Annotated in this window: 12 protein-coding genes; 1 reads left to right on the top strand and 11 read right to left on the bottom strand. The window is 68.0% G+C overall.

Annotated elements, in window-relative coordinates:
• Nucleotides 1-18 precede the first annotated feature (18 nt).
• The 6 genes from V9K99_RS18950 to V9K99_RS18925 are packed head-to-tail and all read right to left on the bottom strand — an operon-like array spanning nucleotide 19 to nucleotide 6,125.
• Nucleotides 19-993 (bottom strand): threonine/serine dehydratase, encoded by a 975-nt coding sequence (locus V9K99_RS18950; protein ID WP_337009188.1) that lies wholly within the window; start codon nucleotides 991-993, stop codon nucleotides 19-21.
• Between the two features lie 9 nt (nucleotides 994-1,002).
• Entirely contained in the window at nucleotides 1,003-1,812 is an 810-nt protein-coding gene (locus V9K99_RS18945; protein ID WP_337009186.1) for an ABC transporter ATP-binding protein, read from the bottom strand.
• Nucleotides 1,813-1,822: 10 nt separating this feature from the next.
• Nucleotides 1,823-2,851 carry a FecCD family ABC transporter permease gene (locus V9K99_RS18940; protein ID WP_337009184.1) on the bottom strand — a complete coding sequence of 343 codons (1,029 nt, stop codon included), beginning with the start codon at nucleotides 2,849-2,851 and terminating at the stop codon, nucleotides 1,823-1,825.
• Nucleotides 2,848-3,909 carry a FecCD family ABC transporter permease gene (locus tag V9K99_RS18935; RefSeq protein ID WP_337322862.1) on the bottom strand — a complete coding sequence of 354 codons (1,062 nt, stop codon included), beginning with the start codon at nucleotides 3,907-3,909 and terminating at the stop codon, nucleotides 2,848-2,850. Before V9K99_RS18935 ends, V9K99_RS18940 begins: the two co-directional genes overlap by 4 nt.
• 1 nt (nucleotide 3,910) lies before the next feature.
• Nucleotides 3,911-4,933 carry an ABC transporter substrate-binding protein gene (locus V9K99_RS18930; RefSeq protein WP_337009179.1) on the bottom strand — a complete coding sequence of 341 codons (1,023 nt, stop codon included), beginning with the start codon at nucleotides 4,931-4,933 and terminating at the stop codon, nucleotides 3,911-3,913.
• Nucleotides 4,934-4,961: 28 nt separating this feature from the next.
• The gene (locus V9K99_RS18925; RefSeq protein ID WP_337009177.1) at nucleotides 4,962-6,125 is read right to left on the bottom strand and encodes a C45 family peptidase; all 1,164 of its coding nucleotides are present in this window, start codon (nucleotides 6,123-6,125) and stop codon (nucleotides 4,962-4,964) included.
• 126 nt (nucleotides 6,126-6,251) lie between these two features.
• On the opposite strand from V9K99_RS18925, the gene V9K99_RS18920 reads away from it, so the two are divergent.
• On the top strand, nucleotides 6,252-7,178 hold the full coding sequence (locus V9K99_RS18920) for a MurR/RpiR family transcriptional regulator (protein ID WP_337009175.1): 927 nt from the start codon (nucleotides 6,252-6,254) through the stop codon (nucleotides 7,176-7,178).
• Here the strand turns inward: V9K99_RS18920 and V9K99_RS18915 are convergent.
• From V9K99_RS18915 to V9K99_RS18895, 5 genes are all read right to left on the bottom strand, one after another.
• On the bottom strand, nucleotides 7,175-7,759 hold the full coding sequence (locus V9K99_RS18915; RefSeq protein ID WP_337009174.1) for a Chromate resistance protein ChrB: 585 nt from the start codon (nucleotides 7,757-7,759) through the stop codon (nucleotides 7,175-7,177). The two genes, V9K99_RS18920 and V9K99_RS18915, sit on opposite strands and share 4 nt — an antisense overlap.
• Nucleotides 7,760-7,769: 10 nt before the next feature.
• Nucleotides 7,770-9,587: an FAD-binding protein gene (locus tag V9K99_RS18910; RefSeq protein ID WP_337009172.1), complete on the bottom strand. Its 1,818-nt coding sequence runs from the start codon at nucleotides 9,585-9,587 to the stop codon at nucleotides 7,770-7,772.
• Nucleotides 9,584-10,306 carry a VIT1/CCC1 transporter family protein gene (locus tag V9K99_RS18905; protein ID WP_337009171.1) on the bottom strand — a complete coding sequence of 241 codons (723 nt, stop codon included), beginning with the start codon at nucleotides 10,304-10,306 and terminating at the stop codon, nucleotides 9,584-9,586. Before V9K99_RS18905 ends, V9K99_RS18910 begins: the two co-directional genes overlap by 4 nt.
• 75 nt (nucleotides 10,307-10,381) lie before the next feature.
• Nucleotides 10,382-12,889, bottom strand: a complete 2,508-nt coding sequence (gene acnA / locus V9K99_RS18900; protein ID WP_337009168.1) for an aconitate hydratase AcnA — start codon at nucleotides 12,887-12,889, stop codon at nucleotides 10,382-10,384.
• Nucleotides 12,886-13,956: an isocitrate/isopropylmalate dehydrogenase family protein gene (locus V9K99_RS18895; protein WP_337009166.1), complete on the bottom strand. Its 1,071-nt coding sequence runs from the start codon at nucleotides 13,954-13,956 to the stop codon at nucleotides 12,886-12,888. The genes acnA and V9K99_RS18895 overlap by 4 nt, the downstream gene beginning before the upstream one ends.
• Between the last annotated feature and the right edge of the window lie 56 nt (nucleotides 13,957-14,012).

Raw genomic sequence — 14,012 nt, 5'->3', positions numbered from 1 at the left:
GGTGCTTCGGCGCGGCGGTCAGGCCAGTGCGGCCACCAACGTGCTCGCGGAGATGTTGCCGCCGCACGACACGACGGCGACCCGCTGTCCTTCGAGTTCGGTACGACGTTCGCGCACGGCAGCGAACGCCATCGCGGCGGACCCTTCGATCAACTGGTGTTCGGTGTCGATCACCGTCCGCAACGCGGCGCTGATCGCGTCCTCACTGACCAGCACCCAGTCGTCGACCAGCTCACGACACAGGTCGAACGTGATGCTTCCGGGCTCGACGCTGCCCGCCGTACCGTCCGACAACGTCTCCTGCGCGTCGATCTGGACGATCTCCCCGGCCCGCACCGACGCAGCCATCGCATCGTCGCGCACCGGCGAGGCGCCGTACACCCGAATCCCCGGCAGGTGCTTCTTGAGCACCGCCGCGACCCCGCTGACCAGCCCGCCGCCACCGACCGCGACGACCACCGCGTCCAACCTCGAGCCGGCCAACTGCTCGAGGACCTCCACCGCGACCGTGCCCTGCCCGGCGATGATGTCCGGGTCGTTGTACGGCGGCACATAGGTGAGGTCGTGTTCGGCGGCGTACGCCCGCGCCTTGGGTTCTAGTACGCCGGAATCGTTGCCCTCGGCATGGAGATCGAGCCCGAGCCGGCGCAGCGCGGCCACCTTGCTCGGCGACGCGTTCTCCGGCAGGTACACCAGACCGCGACCACCGAGTGTCGCCAGCGCGTTCCCGACCCCGAGACCGTGATTGCCGGTCGAGGCCGTGACCACACCGCGTTCCCGCTGCTCGTCGGTCAGCGTCAGGATCTTCGCCATCGACCCACGCGCCTTGAACGAGCCGGTGCGCTGGAGGTGCTCGCACTTCACCAGCACCTCCGCCCCGAGCTCGTCACTGAACGCACCGAACCGCACGAACGGCGTCGGCGGCAAATGCTCACGCAACTTCGGCGCGACCCGCTCCGACCGCTCGGCGACTTCCGCGGGGCTCAACGTCATGCATTACTCCTATCCGGTTGCCACTGAGAGCTGGGTCCGGAGCCCTGCTCTGAGTGGGATACACATCGGCTTGCCACTGACCGGGTGTGGGACGACCTTCGACTCCACCCCGAACACGTCGCGGATGATGTCGCAGGTGAACACGTCCTCCGGCGGTCCCTGGGTGACCAGGCTGCCGTCTTTCATCACGAACACGTGATCGGCGTACTCCGCGGCCATGTTGAAGTCGTGCAACACCATCGCGACCGTCTTGCCCTGTTCCTGGTTGAGCTGGTGCAGCAGGTCGAGCACCTCGAGTTGATAGGCGACATCCAGGTACGTCGTCGGTTCGTCGAGCAGGATCAGGTCCGTGCCCTGGGCCAGGCACAACGCGATCCACACCCGCTGCCGTTGACCGCCGGACAGCTGATCCACGTGCTGATGGCGCAGTTCCGCCGTACTGGTCACGTCCATCGCCCACTCGACGGCCTCCTTGTCGGCCGGGCTGGGCACCTTGAGGGACGCGCGGTGCGGATGGCGGCCGAACCAGACCAGGTCCTCGACCGAGATCGACTCGGGGGTGACCAGGACCTGCGGCAGGATCGCGAGCAGCCGGGCCACCTCCTTCGTCGGTGTCTCCTGGATCGACTTCCCGTCCAGGATCACACTTCCCTTCTGCGGGGGCAGCAACCGGGCCAATGCCCGCAGCGCGGTGCTCTTGCCCGAGCCGTTGGGACCGATCAGCACGCTGACCTTCCCGTCCGGGATGGTCAGGGTCAGGTCCTTGGCGATGACACGCTGGTCATAGGCGAGCTGGACGCCCTGTGCCTGCAGACGCATGGCGGTTCTCCTACTTTCCGGTCTTCACGAGCAGGTAGAGGAAGTACGGGCCGCCGACGACCGCTGTCACCAGGCCGGCGGGGATCTCGAGCGGTGGGGCGAGACCACGGCCGAACATGTCGGCGAAGATCATCAGCAGCACGCCGAACAGTGCGGCGGCCGGGATCGATGCGATGTGCTTGCCGCCGAACACGCGGCGGGCCATGTGCGGCGCGATCAACCCGACGAAGCCGATCGTGCCGGACACCGCGACCGCGGCGGCGGCCAGTGCGACCGCGAACAGGAGCAGCGTCCGCCGGGTCCGCTCGACCGACTCACCGAGTCCGGCGGCGAGATCGTCGCCGAGCCCGAGTACGTCGAGTTTGCGGCTCCAGATCACGATCAGCGGCACCAGGACGAGTACCCAGGGCAGGATCTCGAGCACCGACTTCATCGACCGGCCGAACAGGCTGCCGGTCAACCAGATCAGCGCCGCACTCACATCGAGCGGGTTGCGCACCAGCAGGAACCGGATACCCGCCTCGAAGGCCGCGCTGACCGCGATCCCGACGAGCGCGATCCGCACCGGCGTGGAACCGCGTCGATAGGCCAGCATGTACACCAGGCCGGCGGCCGCGAGACCGCCGATGAAGGCCGCCGGTACGACGGCCACCACCGGCATACCGGGGATCGCGAGCAGCAACAGCATGCCTGCGAACCCGGCACCCTTGGTCACCCCGACCACGTCAGGTGCGGCGAGCGGGTTGCGGATCACACCCTGCATCACCGCGCCGGACACCGCCAGCGCGATCCCGACCAGCCACGCCAGCAGGACCCGCGGCAGCTGGAACTGCATGACGATCTGCGCCGCCTGATCGCTGGTGTTGCCGATCACCGCGTTGAACACATCGCCCATCGACACGTCCGTCGCGCCGACGCTGAGACTGTAGAAACTCAGCACCACCGCCAGCACTCCGAGCGATCCCATCAGGACCGCCGGATGCCGCTGCGCCAACGAAGTCCGCCGCACACCTTGCGCGACAATCGCCGTACTGGTCATGAAGTCACCTTCTGTCGACGAGCCAGGTAGACGAAGATCGGTGCACCGATCAGTGCGGTGACCACACCGGCGGGCACCTCGAACGGCGGCTTGACGTACCGGGACGAGATGTCGGCGTACAGCACCAGGACACCGCCGCCCACCGCACACAGCGGCAGCAGCACCGCGTAGCTGGAACCGACCAGGCGGCGCATGATGTGCGGCACGATCAGCCCGATGAACGCGACCGGACCGGCCACCGACACCGCCGAGCCGCAGAGCACGATCACCAGCACCGAACCGAAGAGCCGCGTCCGCTCCACGTTCTGGCCCAAGCCGCGAGCCATGTCGTCGCCGAGGGCAAGCAGATTCAGCGGCCGGGCCATCGCGAACGCACCGAGCAATCCCGCCACCAACCACGGCAGCAGGTTGCGGATGTCGCTCCAGCCCGCGAAGTTGACGCCGCCGACCAGCCAGAACAACACACTGTCGGCGGAGTTCTCGTCGAAGATGATCAGCACCTGCGTCAGCGAGATCAACAGACTGCTCGCCGTCACACCGGCCAACGCGAGCCGGATCGGACTGACCCGACCGCGGCCCGAACCGGCCAGCAGCATCACCGACACACCCGCCGCGGCCGCACCGCCGAACGCCAGCAGAATCGTCGGCGCACCCGACAGCGACGGCACCACAGTGATCCCGAGTACGACGACGAACACCGCGCCGGCGTTGACACCCATGATCTCCGGTGCCGCGAGCGGGTTCGCGGCGACCGCCTGCATCAGGGCACCGGCGACCGCCAGGGCGGCGCCGACGCAGAGCGCCAGCACCACCCGCGGCAGCCGGATCGACTGGATGATCAATTGATCGGGCTGGTCACCCCCGAAGATCGCCCCGGGCAACCGCGCCAGCGAGATGTGCTGGCTCCCGATCGACAGGCCCCACACCACACCCGCCACGACCACCGCCAGGAGCGCCAGCGTCACCCAGGTGACCCGCTGCTTGCTGGTCACGATCCTCGGTCGCTTGTGGACGGCGTCCTCGGCCGGTTTGGGTGCGGTGCTCACGGACATGGCCATGTCACTTCCCGTACAGGAGCTTGACGGCTTCCTTGGCGACCACCTCGGAGGCGATCAGACCGCGGGACCGGGACCACTCGTTCGGGTTGACGTCGAAGGTCGCGTTGTTCTTCACCGCCGGGAGTTCCTTCCACAGCGGGCTCTTCGCCCAGGTGTCCCGCAGCGTGGGTCCGTCGTTGGGGGCGATGAACATGACGTCCGGCTTGGTGGCGACCAGCGTCTCCAGCGTGAGCGAGACCGACGCCTCCCCGGAGTCGTCCGGCAGCGGCGACTGGATCCCGATGACGGCCAGGACACCCGGTGTGTAGGCCTTCGGCGGGAACCCGGTGAAGCCCTTGTCCGAGGCGCGCACGAAGAGCGCCTTGCGGCTCTCGCCCGCGGGTGCCGCGGCCTTCAGCTCGGCCATCGTCTTGGCGTGCTCGGCCAGCCGGGTCTTCATCTCGTCGCACTTGTTCAGTGCGATGGCGGTCGACATCTCACTGTCCAGCACCTGCTGGTAGTTGCCGTTGAGGCTGGCGTAGGCGATGGTCGGCGCGATCTTGGACAGCTGGGCGTAGATCGCCTTGTGCCGGCCGCTGTCGGCCACGATCAGGTCCGGCTTGAGCGCGGTGATCACCTGGATGTTCGGCGTCGCCCGCAGGCCGACCGACTTGTAATCGCCGACCTTGTCGCGCAGGGCCGGGATGATCCTCTTCGGCTGATCGTCGTCGGCGACACCGATCGGCGACATCCCGACCGCGACCAGGGCGTCGACGAAGGAGTACTCCAGCGCCACCACCTTGGTCGGGTTGCCGGTGATCGTGGTGCTGCCGAGGTCGTGCTTGACGGTGCGGGTCGGTTTCCCGCACTGCTCCAGGTTGACGTCCGGGCTGACGCCTTCGGCGGCCGCGGCGCGGTCGGCGTTCGGCGCCGCGCCGGTGGCGGGCGAGGCCGAGGAGCCGCCGCAGCCGGTCAGGGCGGCTGCGGCGACGGTCAGGGCTAGGACGGCGACAGTACGCCGTGCCTTCGTGGCGGAGTAGAACATGGCACTTGCTCCTCAGGCTGAAGCTGGGTCATCGGGTACCGGCGAGTGCATGCGCCGGACCGGGGACGTCGGGACGGTCGTCCGGACCGGGACCGTCGTACAGATTCCAGGGCGCCAACTGGTAGCTGTTGCTGCATGGCAGGCCCGGGGTGAGGCGATACGTGCCGGCGGTCAGATCGACCAGGCTGGACACGATGGTGGCGTAGCGGTCGAGCTCGTGCCGGCGCGGATCGACGTGCTGGCAGACGGCGTCGGGGTGACCGAAGTGGTCGCTCATCGTGGTCTGCACGATGGTGGCGCTTGCTTCTTCGGTGATGCCGTCGCGGCGGAGCCGGTTGAGGCCCTCCTCGACGCGGGGCACCCGGTAGAGCGAATCCACCGAGAACGGCGTGTAGCTGTCCTCGATCTGGGGTGGAACGAAGGTCTGGAAGTGGTTGCCGTGCACCAGCAACCCGTCGGTCGGGTACATCCAGGCGTTCCGTCCCGGGGTGGTCTCGACGTCGATGGCGAAACCGTCCCGATGGGTGAGCAGCAGATTGCTGGACAAGGTCTGGCGGGCGTCGAAGACCGCCTTCAGTGCCTCGTGGAAGTCCCAGCTCTCCAAGACTTTGCGTCGTACGAAGGCGCCGGGAACGCCGAGTCCGGTGCCGAAGCCGGCGCCGAGGCCGTTGGCGTTCAGCGCGATGCCGGCCGAGTTCGCCCCGTGCCGGCCGACCTGGCCGGCCTCGACATGACAGATGATCGTGGGCTTGCCGGGCTGCGCGATCCGTACGGCGACGATCGTGTCGGCGACTCCGGCCCACAGGTCCCAGTTCTGCCCGGCCCACACGTGCCCGAGCGGGTTGGCCGCGGGCAGGATCGCGAACGACGTGCAGCCCTCGTCCTCGGGTTCGAACGGGTTGCCCCGGGTGAGCTCGCCGCGGCTGTTGAGGGCGACGATCTCCTCGAAGGTGCGGCCGGAACCGTCCGCGATACCGCGCAACTCGGGCACGATGCCCGGTAGGTAGCCCTCGATGATCGGCACCCAGGCACCGGCCCGGTCCTGCACCTCGGGCCAGGACAGCCCCGTCTTGCGGGCCACGGACTCGGCGTAGAAGGCCACCGAGGCGGCAATCCGGTCGCGAGCCGCTTCGCCGTACTGGCGACCGCGTTCCCGCGGGTCCGCTGCGGAGATGTCGATCGTATCGATCACGGGTGCTCCCTGACGCTGGATCGTTGCGTTCGCTACGAATATTCGTTTGACGGTAGTGATTGCTACAATCCCTGTCAACGTGTTCGCGAATGAAATGATGAGAGCGACCCCTAGGGAGGAGTCGTCGTGACCACTGCGGAGACCAAGCCGCCGACCTTGCAGGAGCGGGTGGCGACACGCCTCGCCGACCTCACCGCGACCGAGCGGAAGGTCGCGGAGTACCTGTCCGCGCATCCGCAGGAGGCCGCGTTCTCGTCCGCCGAGGAGCTCGGGCGCGCGACCGGCACCAGCGACGCGAGCGTCGTGCGGACCGCCAAGGCGCTCGGGTACGACGGCCTGCCCGGGCTGAAGCGTTCACTACAGGGCCATCTGCAGACCCTGCTCACGCCGGCCAACCGGCTGAGCGCCAGCCTCCAGTCGGTCGGCGACGGCCCCGAGGCGGTGCTGCGGGCCACCCTGCGCGACCACATCGAGCACCTGACCATGGCCGAGCAGACCATCGATCCGGCCGAGTTCCGGCGCGCGGTCGAGCTCATCGACGGCGCCCGCGAGACCGTGGTCTGCGGATTGGCCGGCCTGGACGGCGTCTCGGAGTACATCGCCACCCACCTGACCCGGATCGGGCACCGGGCCCGGGTCGCGACCGACACCGGTTACCGGCTGGCGGACCGGCTCCTGCTGCTCGGAGCCGAGGACGTCGTCATCCTGATGGCGCACAACCGGCTGAACCGCGAGTCGCGGATCATCCTGGACACCTGCACGGAGGCCGGCATACCGGTGATCCTGGTGACCGACACGCTCGGCGAGGCGCTGCGGGACGAGGTGGCCGTCGTACTGTCCACCCGGATGAGCCGCCCCGGGACGTACACCAGCCAGGTGATGGTCCTGATCCTGCTGGAGGCACTCGTCATCGCCGTCGCCGCGAACGACCGCGAGAGCGCGCTGAGCAACACGGTCCGGATGAACCAGCTCCGCGAACAGCTCAACGGCTACCCACTCGCGGACGAGACGATCCTCGGCACCACCAGGCCGAAACCCCAGCGGCGCGGCTAGACCTTGCCTTCGGTGCGTTCGTAGACGTCGGCCTCGAACTCTTCCAGCAGGCGTTCGCAGTCGGCCACCTTGGACCGGGCCAGCTCTTTGCCGTCGGCACCCATCCAGTCGCGGCCCTCGACCTTGGCCAGCCAGCGGCGGAGCTTCTCCAGGTCCTGGCGAATCTCCTCGGCCTCCTCGAACGTGTAGTTCTCCCGGAACCGCTCGAACTCGATCTCCTTGACGAACTTGGTGTCGCACTCCTCGACGATCTCGGCGTACTCCTTCGCGGACTGGCTCCGGAAGCCCTCCACGAACTGATCCCGGGCATCGTCGTCGACGTCGGTGAGGGTGAGGAACACGCTCGAGCCGCCGAGCTCCGAGACCCGCTCCCGCACCTTCTCCAGCCCGGCCCGCAGGTCGTCGCGGTCCGGCAGCACACACACCGCCTGCTGGACGTAGAAACCGCCGAGCCGCTTCAGCTCCCGCCAGACCGCCACCCGCGCCCGCGACGAGTCGCTGGGCACCTTGTAGATCAGCAGCAGCCAGGCCTCGGTGTCAGGGGTGGTCACCGCAGCCTTCTTCTGTCGGGTCGTCGCCATGCCGCACAGGTTATCCCCCGGGCCGCACGTGGACGCGTAGTCGCTCCACCAGGTGGGGCATCACCTCCCGCCAGTCCGCGACCAGCCCGACGTCACAGTGCGCGAAGATCTCCGCGGCCGGGTCGGTGTTGATGGCCAGGACGGTCCCGGCCCGGCTCGCGCCGGCCAGGTGGTTCAGGTTGCCGGACAGGCCGACCGCGAAGTACATCCGCGGCGCGACGTTCCGGCCGGTGATCCCGACCTGGCGGCCGTGTGGCAGCCAGCCTTCGTCGGTGACCTTGCGAGTCGCGGCGAACTCCGCGCCGAGGAGCACGCGCATCGGCTCGAGCTCCGCGTAGCTCTCAGGTGCCACGCCGCGGCCGACTCCGATCACCACGTCGGCGCGGTCCAGGGCGTCGCCTTCGCTTCCGGTACGACGCTCTGCCCGACGTACTGCTGGATCTGCTGCTACGTGCAGGAGGTGGTCGTCGAGGGGGCGGTCGGGGCGCGGAGTGCGCAGTGGGAGGAGGCCGGTCCGGATGGTCGCGATCTGCGGCGACCCATGGCTGACGATCTCGGCCAAAGTGCCGCCGCCGGACGGCTTCAAGCCGGCCAGACGGTTGCCGTCAACACTCAGGCTGACCAGGTCGCTCATCAACCCAGCGCCAGTCGCCACCGCGAGCCGCGCCAACACCTCCCGATCCCACGGCAACGCCGCCCCAAGCACAGCCCAAGGCTCCCGCTCAGCCATCCACTTCACGAGACTCTCGGCTGCTGGTCGCGGTTCATCCCCACTCAACGTGACAACAGCATCCGCACCCCACCGCGCAAGATCTCCTGTACTCGCCACAGTTCTTACTGCGGTCACACACCCACCAACCTCAGCAGCAAGCGCCGCAGCCGCACCAAGCAGCGCTTGAGTGCCTGCCGCCGGCCCAGACCCCACCAACACCACCACCTCAGCCCCGGCGAGGAGGAGAGGAGCCCCACCGACTGGGGCCGGGGCGGGAGCCGGGCCGTTGGGCACCAGCTCATGGATGTCGGCTTGCTGGAGCTCGAAGCAGCCTCGGGCAACCAGCTCGGCCAGAGCGCGTGACACCTGGGTTTCGGGGCGGCCGCGGAAGATCACCGGGTCGCGGGTCAGGGGTGCTGGGTGGACGCTCGATACTCTTGTTGGGCTGCCGGACAGGCCCCAGCGAGCAGGCGTCAGGTCGGCGGTCGTTACTCGGCGGATTCCGTCGGCGGGTGGCCACGAGTCCACAGGAACCTTGGCCGGTGGGCAGGAGCGTTCGGCTACGGCCACTACCGCGGGGAGCTGTACGTCGACGGCCTCGGTGCCGGTGTCGTGTTGGACGGTGGTCCGGAGGTAAGTGCCGGAGGGCTCGAGGGTGAGGACCGGGCCGGTGAAGGGGAGGCCGAGGAGTTCGGCGAGCATGGCGCCGACCGCGCCGGTGCTGCCGTCGACGGAGCTGGCGCCGACCAGGATCAGGTCCGGTCGGTCGTCGAGCACCGCGATCGTGGCGGCCAGCGCGCGAGCGGTGACCAAGCAGTCCGACCCGGCCAGCGCCGGATCCGTCAGATGCAGCGCGTCGTCCACACCCCACGCGAGCGCTTCACGCAGTACGTCGGCCGCCACCGGAGGACCCATGGTGATCGCCGTACTGCGACCACCGGACTCCCCCGCCAGCCGGACGGCCTGAGCGACGGCTCGGCGGCACCACGGGTTCATCTCCGTGACAGCGCCGGCCCGCTCCAGCCGCCCGTCGGCGTCCAGCCGTCCGCTGTGGTCACCCTTCGGCACCTGCTTGATCAGAGCCGTGACACGCAACGGCCGCCCTGCATCTGTCATGACAACCCGGTGCCTACGGCCAGACCGATCACGAACGTGACAGCGGCCGAGATCCCGCCCAGGAGCAGTTGCCGCCCACCGCCGTACCAGAAGGGCCGTGCGGTGATCTTGCCGACGATGCCGCCGGTCACGACCAGACCGAGCGCACTCAGCAACAGCGCCGGCCACACACTCATGGCGCCGAAGATGAACGGGATCAGCGGAATCACGGCGCCGAAGGCAAACGCGACGAACGACGACCCGGCCGCCACCCAGGGCGAAGGCAGGTCGTTGGGGTCGACACCAAGCTCCTCGCGCACGTGCACATCGAGCGCGACATCCGGGTCGGAGGTCAGCTCGCGGGCAACCTGCGCGGCGAGCTCGGGACGCAGGCCCTTCGCCTCGTACATCATGGCGAGTTCGCGCTCTTCTTCCTCCGGATGGATCTGCAACTCGCGCCGCTCGACCTCGATCTCGGACTGCATCAGTTCGGTCTGCGACGAGACCGAGGTGAACTCGCCGGACGCCATCGAGCAGGCACCGGCAACCAGGCCGGCCAGTCCTGTGATGATCACGACCTTGCCGGTCGCGCCACCGCCGACCACGCCGGCGACCAGGGCGAAGTTCGACACCAGGCCGTCCATCACGCCGAAGGTCGCGGGCCGCAGCCAGCCTCCGGTGACGTCGCGGTGGGAGTGGTGAATCTCGGGAGTCGGCACTTCCGCTACATGCGCGGTCATTTCAGGAACCCTTTCCGCGGGGTAGGTGAGCGTAACCTTAGTTAAATTGCATCACCTGTTACATCAGTCTACCTGCTACTTTCCTGACCTCGCAACGGTCAGGCGGTTCAGGACGTAGGGCAGGACGCCGCCGTGGTGGTAGTAGTCGACTTCGCGTGGGGTGTCGAGGCGAATCTTCAAGCGGTACTGCTTTCCCGCAGACTGCGCGGTGGCGAACCCGTCCTCACCGAGGTGGATGTCGATCGGGTCTTCACCGGTCAGCTCGTCACCCTCACCAGGTAGGAACTCCAGCGGCAGGATGCCGAGACCGACCAGGTTCGACCGGTGGATGCGCTCGAACGACTGCGCCAGTACCGCCTGTACGCCGAGCAACGCCGGACCCTTCGCGGCCCAATCCCGGGACGACCCCGTCCCGTATTCTTTGCCCGCGACAACCACGATCGGTACGCCGGCCGCGCGATAGGCCTCGGCAGCGTCGACGATCGAGGTCAGTACGCCGTCCGGCCCTGGTGTCGTCGGACCTTCGATGCCCTGGGCAAGCTGATTGCGCAGCCGGACGTTGCCGAAGGCACCCCGCATCATCACCAGATGGTTGCCTCGTCGCGACGCATAGGTGTTCAACTGGGTGACTCCGCGATCCAGCAGATAGCGGCCGGCTACGCTGTCGACCGGAATCGCTCCCGCAGGCGAGATGTGGTCCGTGGTGACCGAGTCACCGAGCCGCACCAGCGCCCGTGCGCCGATCAGTTCTCCGGGCGCCGCCGGCTGATCGAAGTACGGCGGTCGCTGCAGGTACGTCGAATCACCCCAGGCGAAGGTCTCGCCCTCGGGCACCTCGAGCCGCTGCCAACGGTCGTCCCCGACGAAGACATCGTCGTACGCGCTGTTGAAGAGCTCAGGCTTCAGCGTGCGACTGATCACCGCGTCGATGTCGGTCGGCTGCGGCCAGAGGTCGGCGAGGTAGACCGAGTCACCGCTTGCGTCGACACCGAGGGGCTCGTTGAGGAGGTCGATGTCCATCCGGCCCGCGAGGGCATAGGCGATCACCAGCGGCGGCGACGCGAGGTAGTTGAGCCGCACGTCAGGCTGGATCCGCCCCTCGAAGTTGCGATTGCCGGACAGTACGGCGGCCACGGTCAGATCCTGCGAACGGACCGCCTGACCCACCGAGTCGATCAGCGCGCCCGACGCCCCGATGCACGTCATACAGCCGAAGCCGACCAGATGGAAGCCGAGCTTCTCCAGGTACGGCGTGAGTCCCGCATCGCCGAGGTAGTCCATCACCACGCGCGATCCGGGCGAGAGTGTCGTCTTCACCCACGGCTTGCTGGTGAGACCGCGCTCGACCGCGTTCCGGGCGAGCAAACCGGCGGCCACCATCACCGCGGGATTCGAGGTGTTCGTGCAGGAGGTGATCGCCGCGACGACCACGGCACCATGCCCGGGCGCCTCGGCCGTACGCGGACCCGGTGGCAGCTCCGCCTCAACGGCAGGGCGAGCCTCGGTGAGTGACGTACGTTGCTGTGGCCGACGCGGACCCGCGATCGACGGGACGACACTGCTCAGGTCGATGTCGACGTACTCGTCGTACCGAAGCTCCGCCTCAGGGTCGTGCCACAGCCCTTGTGCACGCGCGTACGCCTCGACGACCGCGACCTTCTCTTGGGAACGCCCGGTGAAGAGCAGGTAGTCCAGCGTGCGCTGGTCGATCGGGAAGTACGCCACGGTCGAGCCGAACTCCGGGCTCATGTTCGCGATCGTCGCCCGGTCCGGCACCGGCAAATCGGCCAGCGCCGGTCCGCCGAACTCGACCAGCGTGCCGACCACGCCGTGCGCCCGCAGCGTCTCCGTGATTGTCAGCACGAGATCGGTCGCCGTCGTTCCGATCGGCAACGAGCCGGTCAGTCGTACGCCGACCACCTTTGGCAGCACCATCGACACCGACTGCCCGAGCATCGCCGCCTCGGCCTCGATCCCGCCGATTCCCCAGCCGAGCACCCCCAGCCCGTTGACCATCGTGGTGTGCGAATCCGTACCTAGGCAGAGATCCGGGAAGAGTTCACCGTCGCGTTCCTCGACCACCCGGGCAAGGTGCTCCAGGTTGATCTGGTGCATGATCCCCGCACCCGGCGGGACGACCTTCAACTGTTTGAACGTCTGCTGACCCCAGCGCAGGAACCGGAACCGCTCGGCGTTCCGCTCGTACTCCAACGCGACATTCAGCTGCATCGCATCCGGCCGGCCGAAGACGTCCGCGATCACCGAGTGATCCACCACCAGCTCGGCCGGGATCAGTGGATCGACCAGCGCCGGATCCTTGCCCTGGGCCACCATCGCGTCACGCATGGCGGCCAGATCCGCAAGCACCGGTACGCCGTTGGTGTCGTGCAGGAACACCCGCGACGGATGCACCTCCAACTCACCGACCACGCCGGGCTCCCACACCCTGAGCACTCCGCTCGATGTCTGGTGCCGGACCGCGTTCTCCAGCAGGATCCGCAGCGTGCGCGGCAGATGATCCGGCGCGATGCCGCGTAACGAGTGGAAGGAGTAAGAGCGGTCCCCGATGGTCAGGGTGCTCATTTCAGACCATCGGCCACGGCTGCGGCGAACTCCGCCGTACCGGCCGTTCCGCCGAGGTCCGCCGTACGGATGCCTCCAGCAACTGTTGCCCGCAGCCCTTCTTCGACCAGTACGGCGGCCTGCCGGGCAACCAGATCGTCGTGCCGGGTGCCGAGCCAGTCGAGCAGCATCGCGCCGGACGCGATCATCGCGGTCGGGTTGGCCAGGTTGCGGCCGGCGATATCCGGTGCCGAGCCATGGGCGGCCTGAGCCATCGCGTGGTCGCGCGAGGCGTTGATGGATGGCGCGATGCCGAGCGATCCGGCCAGTTCGCCGGCCAGGTCGGACAGGATGTCGCCGAACATGTTCTCAGTGACCAGGACGTCGAAGTCGGCACCGTGCCGGACCAGGTGAACGGTCATCGCGTCGATGTGGAAGTCATCAACCCGCACGTCCGGATACTCGACAGCGATCTCGCGGCAGATGTCCCGGAAGAATCCCGTGGTCAGACGAAGCACGTTGGCCTTGTGTACGACGGTCAGGTGCTTGCGACGCCGCATCGCCAACTCGAACGCCTGCCGCGCGATCCGCTCGATCGCGGGCCGGGTAAAAATACCCATCGCGATCGCCACATCGGGGGTCGGCATGTACTCGCCGGTGCCGCGATACGTACTGCGGTCGGCGTAGAAGCCCTCGGTGTTCTCCCGGACGACGACCAGGTCGAGGCCGGGCACCAGCGCGGGCGTCCCCTCGAAGGCCTTCGCCGGCCGGATGTTCGCGAACAGGTCGAAGTGCTTGCGGAGGAACCCGCTCGGGTTCAGCTGCACTCGATGCTCTTCCGGGTACGACGCACTGTCGTGCGGACCGAGGAGCCAGCCGTCGAGCTGCTCGAGCGTCTCCAGCGTGATCGGCGGGAGCGCACTGCCGTGCGTCTCGATCGCCTCGGCCCCGACCGGGAGTGGAACCCACTCGATCGGCGCACCACCGGCAGCAGCCACCGCCGCGTCGAGGACCTGCACGGCCGCGGGCACGATCTCGGGCCCGATGCCGTCGCCGGCCAGTACACCCAGCCTGTAGTTGTCTGCCATGGCCACGAGTGTCAGTCGTTATAACCTTCTACGTCAATATCCGGGCAGCTGTCGTC

Source organism: Kribbella sp. CCNWLW201, from assembly GCF_037203805.1.
Lineage (GTDB): Bacteria > Actinomycetota > Actinomycetes > Propionibacteriales > Kribbellaceae > Kribbella.
This window is presented reverse-complemented; position numbering and strand designations above follow the sequence as displayed.